Source organism: Klebsiella sp. 2680 (assembly GCF_900198535.1).
Lineage (GTDB): Bacteria > Pseudomonadota > Gammaproteobacteria > Enterobacterales > Enterobacteriaceae > Klebsiella > Klebsiella indica.
This window is the reverse complement of the sequence record NZ_FZNJ01000007.1, coordinates 39,642-63,664: the sequence shown is the minus strand read 5'-3', so window position 1 is coordinate 63,664 and position 24,023 is coordinate 39,642. Positions and strand designations below refer to the sequence as shown.

21 protein-coding genes are annotated in these 24,023 nt (G+C 55.6%); 10 read left to right on the top strand and 11 right to left on the bottom strand.

Going from position 1 to position 24,023, the window contains the following annotated elements; genetic code table 11:
• Positions 1–11 precede the first annotated feature (11 nt).
• Complete coding sequence (gene fdnG / locus FN037_RS22340) at positions 12–3,062, bottom strand: formate dehydrogenase-N subunit alpha (RefSeq protein ID WP_142503187.1); 3,051 nt, start codon at positions 3,060–3,062, stop codon at positions 12–14.
• 191 nt (positions 3,063–3,253) lie between these two features.
• Between fdnG and fdhD the strand changes: the two genes are divergently transcribed.
• The 6 genes from fdhD (at position 3,254) to FN037_RS22310 (ending at position 8,855) form a co-directional block, all read left to right on the top strand.
• Entirely contained in the window at positions 3,254–4,054 is an 801-nt protein-coding gene (fdhD, locus tag FN037_RS22335) for a formate dehydrogenase accessory sulfurtransferase FdhD (protein ID WP_374043500.1), read from the top strand.
• Positions 4,055–4,182: 128 nt separating this feature from the next.
• The gene (locus FN037_RS22330; RefSeq protein WP_138362818.1) at positions 4,183–4,395 is read left to right on the top strand and encodes a YdgH/BhsA/McbA-like domain containing protein; all 213 of its coding nucleotides are present in this window, start codon (positions 4,183–4,185) and stop codon (positions 4,393–4,395) included.
• A gap of 527 nt (positions 4,396–4,922) precedes the next feature.
• Entirely contained in the window at positions 4,923–6,134 is a 1,212-nt protein-coding gene (locus FN037_RS22325; RefSeq protein WP_142503186.1) for a PfkB family carbohydrate kinase, read from the top strand.
• A 16-nt stretch (positions 6,135–6,150) separates the two neighbouring features.
• Positions 6,151–7,074 (top strand): dihydrodipicolinate synthase family protein, encoded by a 924-nt coding sequence (locus tag FN037_RS22320; RefSeq protein ID WP_138362820.1) that lies wholly within the window; start codon positions 6,151–6,153, stop codon positions 7,072–7,074.
• 15 nt (positions 7,075–7,089) lie between these two features.
• Positions 7,090–7,581 carry a YhcH/YjgK/YiaL family protein gene (locus FN037_RS22315; protein WP_142503185.1) on the top strand — a complete coding sequence of 164 codons (492 nt, stop codon included), beginning with the start codon at positions 7,090–7,092 and terminating at the stop codon, positions 7,579–7,581.
• Positions 7,578–8,855 carry an MFS transporter gene (locus FN037_RS22310; RefSeq protein ID WP_138362822.1) on the top strand — a complete coding sequence of 426 codons (1,278 nt, stop codon included), beginning with the start codon at positions 7,578–7,580 and terminating at the stop codon, positions 8,853–8,855. The genes FN037_RS22315 and FN037_RS22310 overlap by 4 nt, the downstream gene beginning before the upstream one ends.
• A 230-nt stretch (positions 8,856–9,085) precedes the next feature.
• Here FN037_RS22310 and rhaM read toward each other — a convergent pair whose 3' ends face one another.
• The 9 genes from rhaM to rhaB form a co-directional block, all read right to left on the bottom strand.
• The gene (gene rhaM / locus FN037_RS22305) at positions 9,086–9,400 is read right to left on the bottom strand and encodes an L-rhamnose mutarotase (protein ID WP_138362823.1); all 315 of its coding nucleotides are present in this window, start codon (positions 9,398–9,400) and stop codon (positions 9,086–9,088) included.
• Positions 9,397–10,545: a lactaldehyde reductase gene (fucO, locus tag FN037_RS22300; protein WP_138362824.1), complete on the bottom strand. Its 1,149-nt coding sequence runs from the start codon at positions 10,543–10,545 to the stop codon at positions 9,397–9,399. Before fucO ends, rhaM begins: the two co-directional genes overlap by 4 nt.
• Before the next feature lie 133 nt (positions 10,546–10,678).
• Positions 10,679–11,683, bottom strand: coding sequence for an ABC transporter permease (locus tag FN037_RS22295; RefSeq protein ID WP_142503184.1), 1,005 nt, complete (start codon positions 11,681–11,683; stop codon positions 10,679–10,681).
• Positions 11,680–12,684: an ABC transporter permease gene (locus FN037_RS22290; RefSeq protein WP_142503183.1), complete on the bottom strand. Its 1,005-nt coding sequence runs from the start codon at positions 12,682–12,684 to the stop codon at positions 11,680–11,682. The genes FN037_RS22295 and FN037_RS22290 overlap by 4 nt, the downstream gene beginning before the upstream one ends.
• On the bottom strand, positions 12,684–14,195 hold the full coding sequence (locus FN037_RS22285) for a sugar ABC transporter ATP-binding protein (RefSeq protein WP_138362827.1): 1,512 nt from the start codon (positions 14,193–14,195) through the stop codon (positions 12,684–12,686). Before FN037_RS22285 ends, FN037_RS22290 begins: the two co-directional genes overlap by 1 nt.
• Positions 14,196–14,339: 144 nt before the next feature.
• A complete protein-coding gene (gene rhaS, locus FN037_RS22280) occupies positions 14,340–15,326 on the bottom strand; it encodes a rhamnose ABC transporter substrate-binding protein (protein WP_138362828.1) in 987 nt (328 codons plus the stop codon).
• A gap of 195 nt (positions 15,327–15,521) precedes the next feature.
• Entirely contained in the window at positions 15,522–16,352 is an 831-nt protein-coding gene (gene rhaD, locus FN037_RS22275; protein ID WP_142503182.1) for a rhamnulose-1-phosphate aldolase, read from the bottom strand.
• A gap of 59 nt (positions 16,353–16,411) precedes the next feature.
• Complete coding sequence (gene rhaA, locus FN037_RS22270; protein ID WP_138362830.1) at positions 16,412–17,671, bottom strand: L-rhamnose isomerase; 1,260 nt, start codon at positions 17,669–17,671, stop codon at positions 16,412–16,414.
• Entirely contained in the window at positions 17,668–19,134 is a 1,467-nt protein-coding gene (gene rhaB / locus FN037_RS22265; protein ID WP_142503181.1) for a rhamnulokinase, read from the bottom strand. Before rhaB ends, rhaA begins: the two co-directional genes overlap by 4 nt.
• 311 nt (positions 19,135–19,445) lie before the next feature.
• On the opposite strand from rhaB, the gene rhaS (FN037_RS22255) reads away from it, so the two are divergent.
• Both rhaS (FN037_RS22255) and rhaR read left to right on the top strand, forming a co-directional pair.
• Complete coding sequence (gene rhaS / locus FN037_RS22255) at positions 19,446–20,282, top strand: HTH-type transcriptional activator RhaS (protein WP_142503180.1); 837 nt, start codon at positions 19,446–19,448, stop codon at positions 20,280–20,282.
• A gap of 155 nt (positions 20,283–20,437) precedes the next feature.
• Entirely contained in the window at positions 20,438–21,286 is an 849-nt protein-coding gene (gene rhaR, locus FN037_RS22250; protein ID WP_142503179.1) for an HTH-type transcriptional activator RhaR, read from the top strand.
• A 6-nt stretch (positions 21,287–21,292) separates the two neighbouring features.
• Here rhaR and rhaT read toward each other — a convergent pair whose 3' ends face one another.
• On the bottom strand, positions 21,293–22,327 hold the full coding sequence (gene rhaT, locus FN037_RS22245; protein ID WP_138362834.1) for an L-rhamnose/proton symporter RhaT: 1,035 nt from the start codon (positions 22,325–22,327) through the stop codon (positions 21,293–21,295).
• A gap of 291 nt (positions 22,328–22,618) precedes the next feature.
• Between rhaT and sodA the strand changes: the two genes are divergently transcribed.
• Together sodA and yiiM are read left to right on the top strand one after the other, a co-directional pair.
• Positions 22,619–23,239 carry a superoxide dismutase [Mn] gene (gene sodA, locus FN037_RS22240; RefSeq protein ID WP_138362835.1) on the top strand — a complete coding sequence of 207 codons (621 nt, stop codon included), beginning with the start codon at positions 22,619–22,621 and terminating at the stop codon, positions 23,237–23,239.
• Positions 23,240–23,311: 72 nt separating this feature from the next.
• A complete protein-coding gene (yiiM, locus tag FN037_RS22235; protein ID WP_142503178.1) occupies positions 23,312–23,986 on the top strand; it encodes a 6-hydroxyaminopurine reductase in 675 nt (224 codons plus the stop codon).
• Positions 23,987–24,023: the final 37 nt, after the last annotated feature.

Below are 24,023 nucleotides of genomic sequence, written 5' to 3'. Positions count from 1 at the left end.
GGTCGTCTCCGTTACACCTTTTCCACATTCACCAGGAAAGATTTGAACTCCGGCGTCTGTGTGTTCGCATCACCGACAAATGGCGTCAGGGTATTGGCGATAAAGCCTTTCTTCGCCACGCCCTCATAGCCCCAGTGAATCGGAATACCGATAGTGTCGATATCTTTACCGTCTGCTTTCAGCGTGCGAATACGCTTCGTCACCACCGCCTTGGCTTTGATATAGCCGCGGTTAGAGGAGACCTTAACGGTATCGCCGTGAGCGATGCCGAGTTTATTCGCCAGCTTCTCGCCGATCTCCACAAACTGTTCTGGCTGTGCGATGGCATTCAGCAGCGCGTGCTTGGTCCAGTAGTGGAAGTGCTCGGTCAGGCGGTAAGTGGTGCCGACGTACGGGAATTTCGCCACTTTGCCCATCTGCTCAAGGTCGTCTTTAAAGACGCGAGCGGCCGGGTTAGAGACCACATTCGGGTGCAGCGGGTTAGTTCCCAACGGCGTTTCAAAGGGTTCGTAGTGTTCCGGGAACGGCCCTTCCGCCATCTTATCGATCGCGAACAGGCGCCCCATCCCTTCCGGCTGCATGATAAACGGCCCAACGTCGCTGCCAGGCGCGGCGGCGCTGTAGTCCGGGATATCAATACCCCCCCATTTTGCGCCGTCCCATTTCAGCAACTGGCGTTTCGGATCCCACGGTTTCCCCTGGGTGTCAGCGGAGGCGCGGTTATACAGAATGCGGCGGTTAAGCGGCCATGCCCACGCCCAGCCCAGCGTATTGCCGAGGCCTGACGGGTCGGCGTTATCGCGGCGCGCCATCTGGTTGCCGTCCGGCGTCCAGCTACCGGTGAAGATCCAGCAGCCGCTGGCGGTGGTACCGTCATCCCGCAACTGCGCGAACGAACTCAACTGCTGGCCTTTCTTGACGATCACCGCACCGGTTGCCGGATCGATAAGATCCGCCAGCGCTTTACCGTTGCTCTCCATCGCCACTTCTTCCGAAGCGGGTTCATGAGGGGTGGCGTAGTTCCACGTCATGTTCAGCACCGGCTCTGGCGTTGTGCCGCCCTGTTCGGCGTACATCTTACGCAGACGCAGGAAGATACCGGCCAGAATCTCGCCATCGGTGACGGCAATTCCGGGGGCGTCCGCGCCTTTCCAGTGCCACTGCAGCCAGCGGCCGGAGTTAACGATAGAACCGTTCTCTTCGGCGAAACAGGTGGATGGCAGGCGGAACACTTCGGTCTGGATTTTCGACGGATCAACGTCGTTCGACTCACCGTGGTTTTGCCAGAAGGTGGACGTTTCGGTATTGAGCGGATCGATGGTCACCAGATACTTCAGTTTTGAAAGCGACGCCACGATCTTGTTTTTATTCGGGAATGAGGCCACCGGGTTAAAGCCCTGGCAGATATAGCCATTCACTTTACCCTGGCTCATCATCTCGAAATACTGCAGCACGTCGTAGCCTTTATCCCACTTCGGCAGCCAGTCAAAGCCCCAGTTGTTTTCTGCTGTGGCTTTATCGCCAAAGAAGGCCTTCATCATGGAAACGAAGAATTTCGGGTAGTTGCCCCAGTAGTTCACCTGGCCCTTCAACAGCGGTTTTGGCGTGTTGGCGGCGAGGTAGGTTTGCAGATCGGTCTGTTTTTCGTTCGGCAGCGTCAGGTAACCCGGCAGGCTCTGCGATAGCAGGCCGAGGTCAGTCAGCCCCTGGATATTGGAGTGACCGCGCAGGGCGTTGACGCCACCGCCAGCCATCCCCATATTGCCGAGCAGCAGCTGGATCATCGCCATCGTACGAATGTTTTGCGCGCCGATGGAGTGTTGCGTCCAGCCGAGCGCATACAGGAACGATGCGGTTTTATCATGGGCGCTGGTTTCCGCGATATATTCGCAGACTTTCAGGAAGTCGGCTTTTGGCGTACCGCAGATGTTTTCGACAACTTCCGGTGTATAACGGGAAACGTGCTGTTTCAGCAGGTTCCAGACGCAGCGCGGATGTTGCAGCGTGGTATCGCGTCTGGCAAAGCCGTTTTCATCCAGCTCATAATTCCAGGACGTTTTATCGTACTTGCGGGCTTCCGCGTCGTAGCCGCTGAACAGACCGTCTTCAAAGCTGTAATCCTCACGCACGATCAGGCTGGCGTTGGTATAGGCTTCGGTATATTCACGGTTGATTTTTTCGTTGTTCAACAGGTACAGCATGACGCCTGACAAGAAGGTAATGTCAGTACCGGAGCGAATGGGGGCATAGAAATCGGCCACCGATGCGGTACGCGTAAAACGGGGATCGATCACAATCAGCTTCGCGCCATTGTGAATTTTGGCTTCCATCGCCCAGCGGAACCCGACAGGGTGCGCTTCAGCGGCGTTACCGCCCATTACCACGACGAGGTTGGCGTTTTTGATGTCGACCCAGTGGTTGGTCATCGCACCGCGACCAAATGTTGGAGCAAGACTTGCTACCGTTGGTCCGTGTCAGACGCGCGCCTGGTTGTCGACCGCGAGCATGCCGAGCGATCGGGTAAATTTCTGGGTTAAATAACCGGTTTCGTTACTGGAAGCGGAGGCGCACAGCATACCGGTGGTCAGCCAGCGGTTAACGGTGGTGCCCGCGCTGTTTTGCGCGATAAAGTTGGCGTCGCGGTCCTCTTTCATCAGCTTAGCGATGCGGTCAAACGCCTCATCCCAGCTGATTTGCTGCCACTTATCGGAGCCTGGCGCACGGTATTCCGGGAATTTCAGGCGGCTTTCGGAGTGGATAAAGTCCACCAGACCGGCCCCTTTCGGGCAGAGCGCACCACGGTTGACCGGGTGATCCGGGTCACCTTCGATATGGAAGATTGACGCTTTGGCATTTTTTGCGCCGTCGCCGAGGCTGTACATTAACAGCCCGCAGCCAACGGAACAGTAAGTGCAGGTGTTACGGGTTTCGCGGGTGCGCAGCAGTTTGTACTGCCTGGTTTCCGCGAGCGCTGCGCCGGGGGCAAAGCCCAGCGCCGCTGCCGTCGTTCCTGCCATACCGCCAGCGCAGATCTTAAAGAACTGCCTTCTGCTGACCTGCATGGTTTGCTCCTTGTTTCGACATTGTCACGTATAGTTATTTGCTTTGCGGTAAGAGCCGCGAAGGTTCAGAATTGAGGTAATTTCCCTCGTTCCTGAAGGGATATAAATAGAATACCACATTGTGTGTGTGCCTGTTCCAATACGGTTAAGATAAAGTGAACAAGAACCCTCATAAACAAGTCGAAAACGTGATGGATATCACGGGTTGTCGCCAGGTCGCGCTCTGGAAGCGTGAAAATTTGCAACAGCCTCAGCCAGACACGCTGGCTGAAGAAGTTCCGGTCGCGTTGGTTTACAACGGGATCTCGCACGTGGTGATGATGGCGACGCCGAAAGATCTGCAGCAATTCGCCGTAGGCTTTTCCTTATCTGAAGGGATTATTGAAAGCCGACGCGAGATTTATGGGATCGATGTCGTACAGGCCTGTAACGGTCTGGAGGTGCAAATTGAGCTCTCCAGCCGCCGTTTTATGGGGCTGAAAGCGCGTCGTCGCGCGCTGGCCGGGCGCACCGGATGTGGGGTATGCGGCGTTGAGCAGCTCAACGATATCGGCAAACCGGTGCAGCCGCTGCCGTTTACTCAGACATTCGATCTGGCGAATCTCGATCGCGCGCTGGCGCATCTGCATGATTTTCAACCGATAGGTCGCCTTACCGGCTGTACGCATGCTGCGGCCTGGGTTGACCCTTGCGGCGCTCTTGCGGGCGGCTACGAGGACGTTGGCCGGCACGTGGCGCTGGATAAACTCCTCGGACGCCGCGCCGACGTAGAGGGGGACTGGGGCAGCGGCGCCGCGCTGGTCTCCAGCCGCGCCAGCTATGAGATGGTGCAGAAGGCGGCGATGTGCGGAGTAGAAATCCTGTTTGCGGTTTCCGCCGCCACCACGCTGGCGGTGGAGGTTGCCGGACGTTGCAACCTGACGCTGGTGGGATTTTGTAAGCCGGGCAGAGCGACGATCTATACCCATCCACAGCGGTTAATTGCGGGTTAAATTTAAGTCAATTTTTTTGAATGATAAAGACAAATCCTTCCGCTTTTTGTTTGGTCATGTGAGGGCTACTATTTATCACATCAAGGCACAACGCCTTATCTAAACAACTAACGTAAAGGGTTTATATCATGAAAAGCATCAAAACTTTTGTCGCAGTTATCGCTATGGCCGCTTCTTTTGGTTCCTTCGCCGCTGAAACCGTAACCGCTTCCGCGGCAACGATGGACGGCGCGGAAGCGAAAATCGCCGCTCAGGCCCAGGCCGCTGGCGCAGCGTCTTATAAAATTACCGAAGCCTTTACCGGTAACCATGTGCATATGACGGCGGAACTGAACAAATAAGCTTAAGAGCTACTGTCGAAAGAGCGCCTGCGGGCGCTTTTTTTGTGTCTGGTGGTTCAGGTGCGGCAATTTACTGAATTGCGTTACCTCTCGACTCAGCGGGGTGACCAATCATTCAGGTGAATTTAATATCATCGTGTTGTCTGAATTAATCCGCTTTCTCCTCATCTGGTTCCCGGAAACCGCGATTCCCGGTGCGTCATCATTAGCATTAGCGACTTTCGGTGGATTCTACCGTCACGACTATTTTGTAATTGTACATTGCAGATTCCCTTAATTTTGCAGGCGATGCGAACACCTTATCCGACCTACCCTCTCTTTATTTGCAACAGCGCCGTCGCGACATTGTCGTCCGGAGAATGTCTGGCGACGGCCCTGGGGCTCTCCAGTTCGGTGCATTAAATCGATTTCAGGCGAGAGAATCGCGCATTTTTGTTTGCTTCCGTTTTGCCTGAAAACATGAGATTGATGTCACTCTTCCGCCCTCAGACGGCTCGTATACTGCAATGGTGGCATCGGGGTTAATTATGTTTCTTGAAGAACGTAGAAAGTCTATTTTGCGATATTTAGATGAGCATGAACGTGGCCATGTTAATTATTTTTCTACTTATTTTAATGTCACGAAAGAAACGATACGCAGTGATTTAAATGCGCTTGCAAATATGGGTCTGGTGCAGCGCTGTTATGGTGGGGCCATTATTTTACGCCGTAGTTTGCAGGCCGAGCTTATTTCGGAAACCGGTGATAGTTTTGAGGTACTGCTGCGACCTGTTAATCACCGTAAATCACCAGGTGATGAACGCCAGAAAGGAAAATTTATGCAGGGTAAGGTATGTGTATTCGGCTCGTTCAATGTTGATATTGTCGCTAAGGTTGAGCGTTTCCCGCGGGGAGGCGAGTCGCTGATGGCGCTGGGCAGCAGTCTGGGGCCTGGCGGGAAAGGGGCAAACCAGGCAACCGCCGCCAGCAAAGCGGGTGCCCAGGTGCATTTTGTCGCCAAAGTGGGCAAAGATCAGTTCAGCAATTTGGCGGCAGAACATTTAACGCGTTCGGCCATTCACTCTTACACCCTGTATCAGTCAGAGAGTGAGCCGACCGGGAATGCGATTATTTACGTTTCTCAGGAGAATGGCGAGAATATGATCGCTATTTATTCTGGGGCAAATACCACCATTACCCACAGTGAAATTCAGGCAATTATTCCTGAGTTATCGTCATCTGATGTGTTATTAGTGCAACTGGAAAATAACTTCGATGCGACGCATTCAATTATTAAAATAGCTCACGATTTGGGTAAGCGCGTTATTCTCAATCCGGCACCTTATTCTGCTGAAATTATTCATAGCATTCCCTTTGTTGATGTGATTACGCCGAACGAAACGGAAGCCTCTCTATTATCGGGTATCGATATCAAGGATCTTGATACGGCAAAAGAAGCCGCCCTGCACATTGCCGGGCTGGGCGCTAAGAAGGTGCTGATTACCATGGGATCGCGCGGTGCGTTGCTGCTGGACAACCATCAGTTTAGCCATATCCGCGCTTTCCCTGCCGTCACCGTGGATACCACCGGTGCTGGCGATGCTTTTAACGGCGCGCTGGCCGCTTCGCTTGCCGCCGGAAACAGTCTGGTGCAGGCCGCAACCTGGGCCTCCGCCTTCGCCTCTCTGGCCGTTGAGCTGGAAGGGGCATCCAACATGCCTGACTTCGAACAGGCAAATGCACGACTTCGGACCCTCTGAATCCAGGAAAAATAAGATGAAAACGATCAACGGTATTGTTCCAGTAATGCTGACGCCATTTACAGCTGACGAACGGATTGATTATCCGGCGCTGGCGAAATTAATCGACTGGTATCTGGAGAAGGGGGTTGATGCGCTGTTTGCCGTCTGCCAGTCCAGTGAAATGCAGTTCCTCTCCTTAGCGGAGCGCGTCGAACTGGCGCGCTTTGTGGTACAGCACGTTAATGGCCGTATTCCGGTTATCGCCTCTGGTCATATCAGCGACGATCTTGAAGCGCAAAAAACCGAACTGCTGGCAATGGCGCAGACCGGCATTGATGCTCTGGTGCTGGTGACCAATCACCTCGATCCGCGTAATGAGGGCAGCGAGGTCTTCCACGCCACGCTCAATGCGCTGCTGGAAACGCTGCCAGCCTCTCTGCCGCTCGGCCTTTACGAGTGTCCGGCACCGTATCGCCGCCTGCTTAGCGATGATGAATTTTCCTGGTGCGCTAACAGCGGCCGCTTCATTGTACTGAAGGATGTGAGCTGCGATCTGCCGACCGTTGAACGTCGCGTACGTCTGGCGCAGGGTACGCCGCTCAACGTCATTAACGCCAACGCGGCCATTGCGTGGCCAGCGATGCTCGCAGGTTCCCAGGGCTTTAGCGGCGTGTTTACCAACTTTCATCCTGAACTGTACAGCTGGTTGTGGCGGGAAGGAAAAAACCAGCGCGCGCTCGCCGATGAACTGGCGATTTTCCTCTCGCTGGGGGCTGTGACCGAAACGCTGGGTTATCCGAAAAACGCCAAAATTTATCATCAGCGGCTGGGGACTTTTGATGGCATTACCTGCCGGGTCAACAAAGATGATGTGCTGAATAAGTTCTGGGGACTGACGGTGATCCTTGACCAGATCCGCGCCGGAACCGAACAGTGGCGTCAGCGTATCGCGGGCTAAGCGGAGGATACCATTATGATAGTAACCAGCCTGCAGGCATGGCCCGCGCAAGAGTCGGCTTACCATCCGGTCATTCGTCAGGCGCTGGCTTTTCTTGCGCAGCACGACTTTCAGGACTTCGCGCCGGGCAAAATCGACCTGATCCCCGGCAAACTGTTCTGCCTGTTGCAGGAGATGGACAGCGTTCCCTTTGCGGCGTCGCGCCCGGAGTCGCACCGCCAGTTTATTGATATCCAGTATTTGATTTCAGGCCATGAACGGATGGGGGTCAGCCGTGTCGAAAGCGGCTTGCATACCCTTGTTGATGACCATACGCCGCAGCAGGACATTATGTTCTGGCAGGTTAAAGAAGAAGAGACCCAGGTGACGCTGACGCCCGGCATGTTTGCGATTTTCTTTCCGCAGGATATCCATCGCCCATGCTGTCATCCACAGGGCGGCGGAGTGAACTTACTGCGCAAAGCGGTGATTAAAATCGATCGTACATTACTGGAGGAGGCGGTATGAGCACCGTGAATCCGACTTCCGCCACGGCAATTTCGCCGCCGACGCTTTCCCGACGTCGCTGGGGGATTATTTTAATTCTGCTGCTGGCCGCGGTGGTGAACTACCTTGACCGCGCCAACCTGAGTATCGCCAATACCACTATCTCCAGGGAGTTTGGTTTCTCCGGCACCGAAATGGGTCTGCTGTTGTCGGCATTCCTCTGGCCTTATGCGCTGGCTAACCTGCCTGCCGGATGGCTGGTGGACCGTTTTGGCCCGAAGAAGATGTTTACCAGCGCGCTGACGCTGTGGTCCGCCGTGACCTTCCTGATGGGATTTGTGAACACCTATAGCTTTTTCTACGGCTTGCGGGTATTGCTGGGGATAGCGGAATCACCGTTCTTTACCTCGGGGATCAAAATTACCCAAAGCTGGTTTGCGGAGAAAGAACGCGGTTTGCCGACGGCAATCATCAATACGGGTTCGCAAATCGCTAACGCCGTTGCGCCGCCGCTGCTGACTATCCTCTTGCTGTGGGTTGGCTGGCGCGGGATGTTTATCACCATCGGTCTGTTGGGGATTCCGTTAGCGCTGGCATGGCTGAAGTTTTATCGCGATCCAGACGCACGGGAAGCGATGCTTATCCATACCGGGCAGGTCGCCGGGAACGCAATGGATAAACCGCAGGTCAGTTGGGGCCAACTGTTCCGCAACAAAACCACCTGGTTCATGATTTCCGGCAACTTCTGCATCATGTTTACCATCTGGGTGTATCTGACATGGCTGCCGGGTTATCTGGAAACGTCGCTGGGATTCAGCCTGAAGCAGACGGGTTTTATTGCATCCATTCCGTTCTTCGCCGGTATTCTTGGCGTGCTATGCGGCGGGATGATTTCTGACCGTCTGATTCGCAGAGGAGTGAATGCGGTGACGGCGCGTAAGGTGCCAATTGTTCTGGGCGCGGTAATGGCGGCCTGTTTCGTGATGCCAATTCCGTTTGTAAGCAACAGCGGTACGGCGATTACGTTGCTGACGCTGGGCTATTTCTGTTCGCAGATGCCGTCCGGGGTGATCTGGGCGCTGGCCGCGGATATGGCACCTAAAGAACAGGTTGCTTCTCTCGGCGCGATCCAGAACTTTGGCGGTTTCCTTGGCGCGGCGCTGGCGCCGGTGATCACCGGGATTATTCTGGATGTGACCGGGCACTTTACCAACGTCTTTATTCTCGGCGGCTGCCTGCTGTTCCTTGGCGCCTGTTTCTATGGCTTCTTTGTGCGCAAACCGTTAGCACAGTAGTTCTCTCCCCAGACAGAGCGCCGACTGGCGCTTTGTCTCTCATATTGCGGGCTATTCGCCGCACTCTTCCACGCAAACTGAGAGACTTATTGCCGCTTATGTTTATTTCGCGCCGTGGATGATTAACCGTGGATGGTTTGATGGCACAGGGGAATAATGGCTTCGCTTTAAATCGGTTTTCTTATTCACTGCAAAGTTGCCCCGCCAGGTTCAGCGGGGCAATTATGGGGTTAATCCAGATAAAACACGCCTTTTAGCTCTGCGCTTACCGGACTGTTGTCCGGGTTGGCAGGCATCACATCGCGCATATGTTTCCACCAGCGCTGGCATACCTCGGTACTGGCGACGGCGTCCCAGCGCGCTTCTGATTCAATCTCCACCGTCGCAAACAGCAGGTTGCGCTCTTTATCGAGATAAATCGCGTAGTGGTGCGCGCCGTGGGCTTTCAGCACCGCTTCCAGTTCCGGCCAGATCGGATTGTGGCGGCGCTGATACTCTTCATGAGCGTCCGGATTTACCTGCATAACAAAAGCTTTACGGATCATAATGCCTCCAGATAGAGTTCGCGGACTTCATCGCGGCTGGCGGTGCGCGGGTTACATGGTGCGCATGGGTCGGCCAGCGCTTTGTCCAGCCAGCCTTCGATATCCTCTTTATTAACGCCAAGCTGGCTGAAGCCTTGCGGAATACCGACGCGTTTGCTCAGAGCGCGGATGGCGTTGATCGCCTCTATGCTGGCGGCTTCATCGCTCATGCCGCGGGTATCGACGCCCATTGCCTGCGCCACGCGGGCAAAGCGAGAGACCGCGTTCGGGCGGTTAAAGTTTTCGATGATCGGCAGCAGGATCGCGTTGCATACGCCGTGCGGCAGATTGTGGGTCGCGCCCGGCTGGTGGGCGAGGGCGTGAACCAGGCCAAGACCGGCGCTGTTAAACGCCATGCCCGCCAGATACTGACCGAATGCCATCTGCTCGCGGGCTTCCAGGTCGTGCCCGTCGTCCACGGCTTTTGGCAGCCACAGATTGATCAGGCGAATAGCTTCCAGAGCGTTGGCATCGGTCAGCGGGTGCGCGCCAATGGAAACGAAGGCTTCGATCGCGTGAGTCAGCGCATCCATACCGGTGGCGGCGGTAATGGCTGCAGGAATATCCAGCATCACGCTGGCGTCATCGACGGCGATATCCGGGATGATATTCGGGTCGATAATCACCTCTTTCACCTGGCGTGCGGAGTCGATGATCACCGCGTTACTGGTCATTTCTGCGGCCGTCCCGGCGGTGGTGTTGATCGCCACCAGCGGCACCCCGGCGTTTTTCACTTTGCCGACGCCGGAGTAGGCAGTTGATGGCGCCGGGTTGGCGGTCAGTATTTTTACCGCTTTGGCGGTATCAATCGGGCTGCCGCCGCCAAAGGCGATAAGGTAGTCGCAGCCCGCGTTCTGATACGCCGCGTAACCTTTTTGCACCAGCGCTTCGGTTGGGTTAGGGAACACGTCGTCAAACAGATGATAAGGCATTTGCTGCGCATCCAGCGCGGTGAACAGGCTGTCGAGCAGGCCCAGTTTCACCAGTTGACCATCGGTGACGATCAGCGCTTTACCCCACTGTTTACCCGCCACCAGCTTGACCATATCGCCGATTGCGCCGGCGCCGTGGAGGCTGATTTTGGGAAGTGCCAACATAAAACTCATGATAATTCTCCTTAAATATCTATTTTGGGAAATCCGTTCCCCTCACCCTGCTCCTCTCCCCAAAGGAGAGGAAGAAAGGCCGCACCGTACAGTTCCCTCTCCCCGAGGGGAGAGGGTCAGGGTGAGGGGGAAATTAAATGCGTCTTCGTTGCATAATCCGCTTTGTAATAATCGGCAGCGAAATCACCACAATCAGCATCGCGCCGATAATGATCGACATCACGATGCCCGGCACGTTGAGCAGGCTCAGGCCGAACGTTACCAGCCCCATCAGAAAGGCGGCGATAATCACCCCTGGCATGCTGCCGGAACCGCCGAGAATATTGACGCCGCCGAGTACCGCCATGGTGACCACCGCCAGCTCCCAGCCCATCGCCAGCGTCGGGCGGGTACTGCCGAGCCTTGAGGTCAGCAATACCGCCGCCAGTCCCGACATCAGTCCGACCAGCGCAAACAGCGCCAGGTTGTGGCGCTTGACGTTGATGCCGGAGAACCAGGCGCCGGTGGGGTTATTGCCGATGGCGTAAGTCCGGCGGCCAAAGTTGGTCTTATGCAGCAGAAAGGTAAAGGCGACGGCGAGGAGGATAAACAGCGCGAACTCGAAAGAGAGCGCGCCCCACACGTAGCCCTGACCGAACCAGGCGAAGCTATCCGGGTAGTGATTCAGCGCCTTGTCACCCAGCAGGATGTAGGTGATCCCGCGATACAGGCTCATGGTGCCGATGGTGATGACAATCGACGACAGATTAAAGCGCGTTACCAGGATGCCGTTAAACAGGCCGCACAGCAGCCCGACGCCCAGGCTGACGGCCACCAGCAGCGGCGTATCCATGCCCGCTGTCGCGCAGAATCCCATCACCGTGGAACTGAGCGCCATCGTCGACGCCACCGAGAGATCGATTTCTCTGGCGATAATCAGCATCGCCATCGGCAGCACGATGATCGCTTTTTCGGTGAAGTTAAACGTGGCGTCCGACAGGTTCCAGATATCGAGGAACCAGGGGGAAGCGAGGGCGTTGCCGATAAATACCGCCAGGGTCACCGCCAGCAGAAATCCTTCCCAGCACAGCAGGCGGCGCAGCGGCGACGGCGCGTCCGTAGCGTTTTTCATCTCTGCAGATAGCATCATTTTGCTCATGATTTCACCGCCTGTTTCTGTCGGGCTAACGCCGCGTTGCGCAGAATTAATCGTCCATGTCCCTTATTGCTGCGTTCGTTAAGTAGCACCGCAATCACGATAACCGCGCCGGAAATGGCCATCTGCCAGAATGGCGAGATCCCGATCACCGGCAGCGCGTTATTGATCACCCCAAGGAACAATGCGCCGCACAGGCAGCCGAGCACCCGGCCGGTTCCGCCCATGGTGCTGATGCCGCCGATGACGCAGGCGGCGACCACCTGTAATTCAAAACCGTTGGCGACATCGACGTAGGCGACGGCAAAGCGCGAAATCCACAGGTAGCCGCAGAATCCGGCCAGCGCGCCGGAAAGGCAGAAGCTGACGAACTGCATTTTCCCGGCGTTAATTCCGGTGTAATACGCCGCCGTAGCGTTACCGCCTGCGGTGTACAGCGCTCGTCCGCTACGGCTGTAGCGTAAGAAATAGCCGACCAGCAGTAGCGCGGCGATGGCGTACCAGCTCAGCAGCGGCAGGCCCAACAACGAGGCGCGCGGCAGGCCGAGAAAGCTGGCGCTCATCTGGTGCGAATTGACCCAACTGCCGTCGGAGAGCAGGAAGATAATGCCGCGATAAATACTCATGGTGCCGAGCGTCACCACAATGGCCGGAATCCCGAGCCGCCAGACCAGCAGGCCGTTAATCGCCCCCATCAGCAGACCCAGCAGGGTTGCCAGCGCCAGCAGTGCCAACACGGGAATCCCTGGATAGTGGGCGTTGAGCAGCGCGACAATCATGCCGGTCAACGCCAGGTTGGCGGCCATCGACAGGTCGATACCTTTGGTGAGCAGCACCATCATCTGGCCGAGAGCAAGGATGATCAGAATGGCGGTGTCGTTAAACATCTCCACCAGATTACCCGGCGAGACAAACGACGGCGTCCGGCTGCCGATAGCGGCGATCATCACCACGATGACCGTCGCCAGCAGCGCTTCGCGGTGTTTAAACAGTTGTCGTCCCATTACGCCGCCTCCTGACTTGTGCCGCTGGCGGCGCTGACGATGGTTTCCGCCGTCGCCTCACCGGCGCGGTATTCCGCGACCATCAGCCCTTCATGCATGACGATAATCCGGTCGGCCATGCCCATCACTTCCGGCAGTTCCGAAGAGACCATAATGACCGCCAGCCCCTGGCTGACCAGTTCGGACATAAACTGATGCACCGCCGCTTTGGAACCGATGTCGATACCTTTGGTCGGCTCGTCGAGGATAATGACTTCCGGGTGGGTCGCCAGCCATTTGCCGATCACCACTTTTTGCTGATTACCGCCGGAGAGGGTCTCCACCGCCTGACGCCAGCTAAAGGCTTTGACCTGCAAGCGCGAGGCGTACTCATCCGCCAGCCGCCATTCGCGGGCGTCGTTAAGCACCCCATTGGGGTTCAGTTTGCTGAGCTGCGGCAGGCTGATGTTCTGGGCGATCGGCAGGGCGATAATCGCCCCTTGCTTCTGTCGTTCTTCCGGCACGCAGACGATACCGGCGCGGATAGCGTCGGCAGGCTGGCGAAAGTGGACGGTTTCGCCCTTCAGCACGATCTCGCCGCAGGAGGGATGCGAAACGCCGGAGAGCGCTTGCATCAGCTCGGTACGTCCGGCGCCCACCAGGCCGTAAAAACCGAGGATTTCACCTTTGCGCAGGCTGAAGTTGATATGGGCGAACTCGGTAGGATGACAGAGATCTTTTACCTCCAGCACTGTTTCCCCCGGGACACAGTCGACTTTCGGGTAGGTTTGGGTAATCGCGCGGCCTACCATCATCGCCACCATCCGCTCCTCGGTGATGTCGTTAATTGCCCCGGAGTTGACGTAAACGCCATCGCGCAGAATGGTGTAGTAATCCGCCAGTTCGAAAATCTCATCGAACTTATGTGAGATAAACAGAATCGCTTTGCCGTCCTGCTTCAGGCGTTCAACGATCTGATAAAACTCCAGAATTTCGTGTTGTGAGAGCGCGGCGGTGGGTTCATCGAGGATCACCACCTGGGCATCAAAGGAGAGCGCTCTGGCAATCGCCACCATATGTCGCTGGGCGATGCTGAGGGTTTTTAGCGTCGCGCGCGGGTCGATCTGCACTTCAAGGCGGTTGAGAATTTCGCTGGCTTTGCGGTGCATCGCGGGCCAGTCGAGCTTCTTCAGCAAGCCGGTATAGAGATAATGGCCGACGAAAATATTTTCGCTGACCGAGAGTTCGTCAAACAGCACCGTTTCCTGATGGATCGCGGTGATCCCCACCTTATGGGCTGATTCCGGATTGGGCAGGTGGATTGGAATCGCTTTATAGAGAATATCGCCCTCTTCAGGCTGATAAATACCGGTCATCACTTTGACCAGCGTGGATTTGCCGGCACCGTTTTCGCCAATTAAGGCGGTCACTTTGCCGGGCCAGAGATCGAGCTGTACGTTCTCAAGGGCGCGCACACCGGGAAAGACCTTGGTGATGCCCTTAAGAGACAGCAGAGGCGTGGATGCGGACATGATAATTCTCCGTAAAAATCACCCCTTACCCGAACCCTCTCCCGGAAGGGGGAGCGAATTGTGCGGCGCGCCCTGCATCATTGCGCAGAGGGCATCGCTTTCTTCCTCTCCCTTTGCGAGAAGGCCGGAGTGGGGGCTCAGGGATTAGAAAATTTTTGAGAACTTATCAATGTTGCTGGCATCGTAGATGAACGGTTTGCCCATCGCGCCGTTACCATTGGCATCCAGCTTCACTTTACCCAGTTTGCCCATACTGGCTTCGGTTTTGCTCGCCGTGCCTTTGACTAAATCGTCGGCGAGGTAAGTGGCGGCGTAGCCAAGATCAATGGGGTTCCAGATGGCGAAGCTTTTGCTGGCGCCGGACTTAATCGCTCCGGCCATTTCTGACGGTAGCCCCAGCCCGGTCACGTACACTTTGCCGATTTTGCCCTGGTCTTTTACCGCCTGCGCGGCGGCAACGATCCCTACCGACGAAGGCGAAACGATCACTTTCAGATCCGGATATGACTTCAGCAGCCCTACCGCTTCGCGGTAGCTTTTATCGGACAGGTCATCTCCATAGGCAACGGTCACCAGATGGACCGACGGGTACTTCGGCAGCACCTTTTTCATCTCCTCAATCCAGATGTTCTGGTTAGTGGAGGTCGGGGTGGCGCTTAAAATCGCCACATCGCCTTTTTCAACGTTCAGCGCTTTTAGCGCATCGGCGGCGAGCCTGACGTTGGTTTCGCCAATTAAGGCGTTATTGGACGGATTAAGGTGGATCTGGCGGCCCGCAGGGGCGACGCCGGAGTCCCATGAAACCACTTTAATACCGCGTTGCATTGCTTTTTTCAGCACCGGCACCACGGCGTCGGGATCGTTAGCGGAAATGGCGATCGCATCGACTCTTTGAGCGATCAAGCCATTCAGCACTTCGATCTGCGCTTCGGCGGTAGTGGTGGTCGGGCCGGTATAGATAACATTTACATCGCCTAACTCTTTGGCCGCCTCCTGGGCACCAACGTTTGCCGCTTCGAAGAAGCCATTTCCCAGTGATTTCGCCACAAGGGCGATTTTAACTTCCGCTAAAGCAGAACCGGACAACGCCAGGGCGGCAACGGTGAGGATCAAGCTTGTCTTTGTTTTCATTGCTTTTACTCCACATGATTGAGTTAGATTCCCGTCGTTTTCCGCCTTTGCAGCGTTGTCGCTTGATTCCGTGACTTACGCGTGTAAGCGCCGGAGGAGTTACTGCGACACCTACTTTCTGCATGGCGAAATACTCAGAGAATATTTTGCAGGTGACAGAGTTCGCCCCATCTCAGTGAGCGGGGCGCGATGTTGTTATTGATAAAGGTCTAACGCGGACTGCATTGGTTGAACATTAAAGCGTTTGCCGAGGGCAATCAGCTCTTCGCGAGTGATGGTTTGTTTCATTCCTCCCATTGAATAGACTTTCACCAGAACTTCAGCAGATTTTTCGGCGGTATCGATCAGGCCGAAGGTTTCGTCCAGATTGGGGCCGCTGCCGAAGACACCGTGGAACGGCCACAGCACCAGCGAGTGTTTTTGCATTGCCTCGGCGGTGGCCTGACCGATTTCGTCAGTACCTGGCACCATCCACGGCAGAATGCCGACGCCGTCCGGGAACACCACCAGACATTCGGTGCTGCCTTCCCACAGTTTGCGGGTGAACAGCTCGCTGCTGTTTTCCAGCACGTAGGTCAGGGCGATCAGGTTGGTAGCGTGGCAGTGCATGATCACGCGGTCTTTGCCGTTGGTCAGTTTGATGCGCTCGCTGTGCGACAGGAAGTGCGCCGGTAGCTCGGAAGTGGGCACCGCATCGTGAGTCAGTCCCCACAAAATATGGTATCCCGCGCCGTCACTGTCGACTTTCACGACCCCGAGATTCGCGGCAGGGTCGAGCTGGACGTTGCGGAAGAATTTACCGGAGCCGGTGACAATAAATGGCTGATTGGCCAGCGTTGGCATCGGCTGGCTCAGGGCGATATAGCGCGGTTTAGCGTGGAAATCTGCCGCGTAGGGTTCGATATCCGCTTCGTCGAGACGCAATGTCAGGTTGCCGCCGTTGCGCTCGTCCCAGCCTTTGAGCCAGGCGTCGGAAGTGGCTTTAATCATGCCCTGGACGAACCAGGCGTCGAGAATGGTCTGCATAGTCTAGTGTTTCCTGTTGATTCGGCGCGGGTCAATCACCCGCCATGTGCCGCTTATGGTTATCCGCGCTGGCTCAGAACCGCATTTTCGTAAGCCCGTACGTTATCCAGCCACTGGCTGCCTGCCGGCGTATCGTGACGCTGGCAGTACATCTCCCAGATAGCCTGCCACGGCAGAGATTTCTGCTCTTCCAGCAGCGCCAGACGGGCGGTGTAATCGCCGTCGATTTCCAGCTGGCGCAGTTGTTCGGTTGGTTCCAGCAGGGCGCGCAGCAGCGCTTTTTTCATATTGCGGGTACCGATAACCCATGCCGCGATGCGGTTAATCGACGCATCGAAGAAATCGAGGCCGATATGCACGCGGTCGAACAGGTTGTGGCGGATGATTTCGCTGGCGATAGCCTGGGTTTCATCATCCAGCAGCACCACATGGTCGCTGTCCCAGCGTACCGGGCGGCTGACGTGCAGCAGCAGATGCGGGATATAGAGCATCGCGGCGGAAATTTTGTCAGAGATGACTTCTGTCGGGTGGAAGTGGCCGGCATCCAGGCACAGTGCGGTCTGACGGCTGGTGGCGTAGCCCATATAGAACTCATTGGAGCCGACGGTGTAGCTTTCCGCGCCGATACCGAACAGTTTGCTCTCCACGGCATCAATGTGGTGAGCCGGGTTGAATTTCTCGCTGATGACTTCATCAAGCGCATTCAGCAGACGCTGGCGCGGAGCGAAGCGGTCAACGGTGATATCTTTCATGCCGTCCGGGATCCAGATATTCATGACCGACGCGGTGCCTAACTGTTCGCCGAAATATGCGGAAACCCGGCGGCTGGCTTTACAGTGATCGATCCAGAACTGGCGGATTTCATCGTTCGCGTGCGACAGCGTAAAACCATCGGCGCTTAGCGGATGCGAGAAGCAGGAGGGGTTAAAATCCAGTCCGAGATTGTTGGCTTTCGCCCATTCCACCCAGTTTTTAAAGTGTTCCGGCTTGATTTCATTACGTGGAACCGGAGTATCCGATTCCAGATAGAGCGCGTGCAGGTTCAGGCGTTTTGGCCCTGGGATCAGGCTCAGCGCCTGTTCGAGGTCAGCGCGTAGTTCGGTTGCGTTACGGGCTTTACCCGGATAGTTACCGGTGGCCTGAATGCCGCCGGTGAGACTCCCTTCCGGGTTTTCGAAACCGACGACGTCATCGCCCTGCCAGCAGTGCATGGAAACAGGCAGGCGGTCCAGCTGGCGCAAGGCCTCCTCGACATCCACGCCGATGCTGGCGTAACGCTGTTTGGCAATTTCCCAGGCTTGTTCAAGTTGAGTGGTCATGCGCAAAGCTCCTTGTTCTGTTGTGGCTGAAACTGCGCAACGAAGCGAGCAATTTCATTTTCAGGATTAGGGGTAAACGTGGTGAGGGCATAGTTCTGTCGCACCACCTGACGGAATTCATCGACGTTATTCAGTTCGTCGAGGGTCATGAGCTGGATACCGATATTTCCCAGCGTGGAGGCTTCGATAGGGCCGGCGATCACGGTGATACCGCAGGCGTCGGCGCACAGCTGGTTGAGTAGTTCGTTCTGGCAGCCGCCGCCAACGATATGGAGCTGGCTGAATGGCTGACCGCGAAGGGTTGCCAGTTCATTGAGTACCCGGGCGTACAGCAGCGCCAGACTGTCGAAAATGCAGCGCGCCAGTTCAGCGTCATTATCAGGTATCGGCTGCCCGGATTCGCGGCAGGCGACCTGGATTTCGGCGCTCATATTGGCCGGATTGATAAAGCGATCGTCGTTACAGTCAATGATGGCGCGGCAGGCCGGAAGCGCGGCGGTACGCGCGATCAGTTGCGGCAGATCGCTGACGTTTTGCTCTTTCAGCACCCGTTGCAGTAGCCACAGGCCCATAATATTTTTCAGCACCCGATAGCGGCCTTCAGCGCCGCCTTCGTTGGTGATATTTGCCTTCAGCGCCTCCTCGCTGGTGCAGGGGATTTTGCTTTCAAAGCCCATCAGCGACCAGGTGCCTGAGGAGAGATAAGCGGCGTTTTTACCGGCCAGCGGCGAAGCGATGACCGCGCTGGCGGTATCGTGGCTGGCGACGGCCACCACCGGGATGGGGTTGCCCTGCGGGCAGATCCAGTGGCCGATAACGTTGCCGGGATGCGTCGGCGTACCGAACCATTCGCGCGGCGCGCCGGTCCAGTTCAGCAGCTCTTCGTCCCAGTTATCGTTATTGATATTGACCAGTTGCGTGGTGGTGGCGTTGGTGTATTCCCAGTTCATGTTACCGGTCAGGCGAAAGCTGAAGTAGTCCGGGATCAGCAGCGCGTGCGCGGCCTGGCTGACCAGTTCCGGCTGCTGTTCAACCACCGCGCGGAGCTGATAAAGAGTGTTAAACGGCAGAAACTGAATACCGCTGCGGCGATAAATTTCCTCGCGACCTAATTGCTCTTCGGCATGACGCATCAGCCCCTGGGTACGCGCATCGCGATAGGAAACCGGCAGGCCGACGCGCTGGCCCTGTTTATCCAGCAGGACATAATCCACGCCCCAGGTATCGATACCGATGCTATCGATCAGGATGCCCTGTTCGCATACCTTGTTCAGCCCGAGGCGAATTTCGCCTTCCAGGCTATCGATATCCCAGCAGTCGAATCCATTGACTTTCTGTAAATGATTGGCAAACCGGTGAACCTCACGCAGCGCCAGGGTTTGCTGCCCGGAGGTATAGCTGGCGAGCATCACCCGCCCGCTGGAGGCGCCTAAATCAACGGCGACACAATGACGAAAACGCATAGGAAGTTCCTTGTGAAAATCATTGCATGCAGTCTAAAAAAGTCGCGCCTGGCTCACCTTCTTGTTACTGACAGGTGAAATTCGCCCCTGGCAAGAAAGCAAAGGTGACCGTGAGAGATGTCACAGTTTTGTTTTGTCAACGATGCGTCGGGAGATGTGATGTTGTCCGCAGTTCCCGATCTTTCCCGTCGTTTCTTGAAAAAGCGGCAGGTTTTACGAATTTTGCGGTCAAAAATTGAAGGCTGGATTGCCGCCCCTTGATTACTATTTGCTCCACTGATTGATAAAATTTCTCATTTCGAGGAGCGGCTATGACCATGTTGCACTGTGTGGATTTCTTTAAGTCCGGCGCTTCAACTGTCGCCATTGAACCGCGGCTTCCGCAATCGGCCTTTCCGGAGCATCACCATGATTTTCATGAAATTGTTATCGTGGAGCACGGCACCGGGATTCATGTTTTCAACGGTCAGCCCTATACCATCAGCGGCGGATCGGTTTGCTTTATTCGCGATCACGATCGTCATCTCTATGAGCACACGGACAATTTATGTCTGACCAATGTGCTCTACCGCGCGCCGGACGCGTTTCGTTTTTTGTCCAGCCTGAACGAATTGTTGCCGAAGGAGCAGGAGGGGAATTATCTCTCGCACTGGCGGGTCAACCAGAACGTTTTACAGCAGGTTCGTCAGATTGTGAGCCAGATAGAGAATGTGGGCGTGGACGCGGATATGCATTCCATCGCCAGCCGTGAAATTTATTTTATGCAACTGCTGGTGTTACTGCGTAAAAGCAGCCTGGCGGAAGAGACGACAGACAATGATGCGCGGCTCAATCATCTGATGGCCTGGCTCGAAGACCATTTCGCTGAAGATGTTTGCTGGGAAGAGGTGGCTGCGCAGTTTTCCCTGTCATTGCGCACGCTGCATCGGCAGTTAAAACAGCAAACCGGTCTGACGCCGCAGCGCTATTTGAACCGGGTGCGGTTGATAAAAGCGCGGCATCTGTTGCGGCATAGCGATGACAGCGTGACGGATATCGCCTATCGCTGCGGGTTCGGCGACAGTAACCACTTTTCTACGCTTTTTCGCCGGGAATTTGACTGGTCTCCGCGCGATATTCGCCAGGGGCGTGACGCCATTCTTCAGTAACGCGAGAGCAGTCAACGTTTTAGCAGACATAAACGCGAATAATATGCCCTGAATAATTCGGGTTGCAGACGTTCTGTACAGCGCTTGCGCTGGCAACGCGCAGGCAACCTGAAGTATGACGAGTATCAAACGTTATTCGCCCTGGAGTTGATGCCGTGGTAGGTCAGCTGATTCTTCGCAAAGATGAATTTTTTGCCTCCCCCGCTCAGGCGGTGGCGGTCGCCGATCGCTACCCGCAAAACGTCTTCGCCGAACATACCCATGAATTTTGTGAACTGGTGCTGGTGTGGCGCGGTAACGGTCTGCATGTCCTTAACGATCGTCCGTGGCGTATTACCCGCGGCGACCTGTTTTATATTCGCGCGGAAGATAAACACTCCTACGCCTCAGTTAATGATTTAGTCCTGCAAAACGTGATTTATTGCCCGGATCGTCTGCGGCTCAACTTTGACTGGGCAGCGTATATACCCGGCCTGTTCGGTACTCCGTGGGTCCCGCACTGGCGGATTGGCAGCAGCGGCATGGCGCAGATCAGGCAGGTGATTACTCAACTGGAGCATGAGAGCTGCCGCAGCGATGCGCGGGCTGATGATATGGACGAACTGCTGTTCGCGCAGTTGGTGCTTATGCTTCAACGCTATCGCTACGCCACCGATAATCTGGCGGCGACCCAAAGCGAAGCGCTACTCGATAAACTGCTCACCGAACTGGCCGGCAGCCTGAATCGCCCTTTCTTTCTTGACCGGTTTTGCCAGCGGGAAGGGTGCAGCGAACGTGCGTTACGCCAGCAGTTTCGTCAGCAGACGGGAATGACCGTTAACCATTACCTGCGCCAGTTACGCATCTGCCATGCCCAGTATCTGCTGCAGCACACGGAACGGTTGATTGGCGAAATAGCGATGCAATGCGGGTTTGAAGACAGTAACTACTTTTCGGTGGTGTTTAACCGCGAGATTGGCATGACGCCGGGGCAGTGGCGGCAGCGCAGCCGCACTGCCGCATAACTCCGCTTAGTTCGCCATGCCGAGGCCGACGATATTGGCGGCGATAATAATCACCACGCAGCCGAGGCTCAGTACGCTCACCGGGCGACGACCGGCGTTTTTCCACTCTTTCAGCACCAGACCGACCAGGCCGCCGCACAGAACATAGAAGCTCATATGCAACATCCAGCTCATGTAGTCATACTGCGCCGGAATCCGGGCATGGCCCCAGGCATAGAAGAAGAACTGGAGATACCACATCAGGCCGCCCAACGCGGAAAGCAGAATATTGCTGATGATCAGCGGTCTTGCCAGCGAGAAGTCGGCTTTTATCGACAGATCTTTTACTTTTGCCAGGCGGATAAAGCAGAAGCCGAGATTGATCACCGCGCCACCGCCCATAATCACCACGTAGCTTGGCAGCGCAATGTAGAGCGGGTCAACGCCGAGCGCGGCGGCGGCTTCATGCATCGGTTTGGCGGCATTCATCGCAAATGACATACCGGCAGAGAAGATGCCGCACATCACCGCCAGTATCAGCCCTTTTTTCAGGTTGAACTCCTCTGCTTTGATGCCCATTTTTCGCTCTTTAAGCTGGCCGGCGCGGGTGACGATACCCACGCCAATCACCGCAACCAGCACGCCGAGCAGCGTCAACTGGCCGCCTTTGGTGTTAATTAAGGTATCGAACTGACCATTGATAATCGGAGTCATTAGCGTGCCGACGATCAGCGTAATGCCGATGGCGATGCCGATTCCCATCGACATGCCGAGGTAGCGCATGGTCAGACCATAGTTGATATTGCCGATCCCCCACATTGCGCCGAACAGGAAGACGGGCAGAAGAGTGGAAGCGCTAAAGGAGCTGTAATAAGCCCAAAAATCAGGCAATAGCATGGCACTGATGGCCCAGGGCAGAATCAGCCAGGAGACGACTCCGCCAATAGACCACATGGTTTCCCAGGACCAGTGTTTAACTTTCTTGAACGGGGCATAAAAACAGGCCGCGCTGGCCGCGCCTATTAAATGCCAAAAAATACCCATCGTAATCGCGTGATCCATTGATTTTATCCTCATCTATTTTTTATCGGATAAATCTTCTTCCGACACTGGAGAGTGTAAAAATCGATCACTTTTTCCGCCTTTAAGCTGTTGCCACCAGAAACGTCATTCTGGCAACCATCAACTTAATTAGTTGTTCTGCATCACAAAATCGGTTGTATAACGGACTGTTATAACCTTATTAAAAATACGGCATTGATAAGCGTTTTCAATATCATTTAATTAACTATAATGAACCAACTGCTTACGCGGCATTAACACTCCCGCCGCTCGACAATAATGGAGATGATTATGAGTTATACACTGCCAGACCTGCCGTACGCTTATGATGCCCTGGAACCGCACTTCGACAAGCAGACGATGGAAATCCATCACACTAAACACCACCAGACCTATGTTAATAATGCCAATGCCGCGCTGGAAAGCCTGCCGGAATTCGCCAGCCTGTCCGCTGAAGAACTGATCACCAAACTGGATCAGCTGCCAGCAGACAAAAAAACCGTTCTGCGTAACAACGCGGGCGGTCACGCTAACCACAGTCTGTTCTGGAAAGGGCTGAAAACCGGTACCACGCTGCAGGGCGACCTGAAAGCAGCTATCGAGCGCGATTTCGGTTCCGTTGACAACTTCAAAGCGGAATTTGAAAAAGCCGCAGCCACCCGTTTCGGCTCCGGCTGGGCGTGGCTGGTGCTGCAGGGGGACAAACTGGCGGTGGTTTCTACCGCTAACCAGGATTCCCCGCTGATGGGTGAAGCTATCTCCGGCGTTTCCGGCTTCCCGATTCTGGGCCTGGACGTATGGGAACACGCTTACTACCTGAAATTCCAGAACCGTCGCCCGGACTACATTAAAGCGTTCTGGGACGTGGTGAACTGGGACGAAGCCGCAGCGCGTTTTGCCGCCAAAAAATAAGGTTGCATTGTGCTGAACGAGAAGCGAGTCTGATGGCTCGCTTTTTTTATATTTGCAGCACAAGGAGCAGCGATGCACTATCCGGTGAATGTCTTTGTCGGCAAGGTAAGGGATTATGACGGCAGCCGTCCCAGCGCCATCGGTAAAATTCAGGTTGATGGCGAACTGACTCTCGGCGATTTGGGGCTGGAGGGCGATGAGCAGGCGGAGAAGAAAATTCACGGTGGGCCGGATCGTGCGTTGTGTCACTATCCCCGTGAACATTACCGTCACTGGGCCCGTGACCTGCCACAGCAGGCGGATCTTTTCTGTGCTCCGGCATTTGGCGAGAATCTTTCGACGGAAGGGCTGACGGAAAAAAACGTCTTTATCGGCGATATTTTCCGTTGGGGAGCGGCGCTGATTCAGGTGACGCAGCCGCGTTCCCCTTGCTTTAAACTTAACTATCATTTTGCCGTCAGCGACATGGCGCAATTGGTGCAAAACAGCGGCAAAACCGGCTGGCTGTATCGGGTGCTGGCGGGCGGGCAGGTGTTCAGCGATTCGCCGCTGGAGCGGGTTTCCCGGCTAAGCGATATCAGCGTCCATGAGGCGGGCGTGATTGCCTGGCAAATGCCGTTTGATGATGAGCAGTATCATCGCCTGCTGGCGGCCGCCGGGTTGTCGGTAAGCTGGAGCCGGACCTTGCAAAGACGGCGCTTAAGCGGACAGATTGAAGACAATTCGCGGCGGTTGTGGGGGAAATAATGTTCCCGGCTGGGGCAGCCTCAGCCGGGAGTGATGG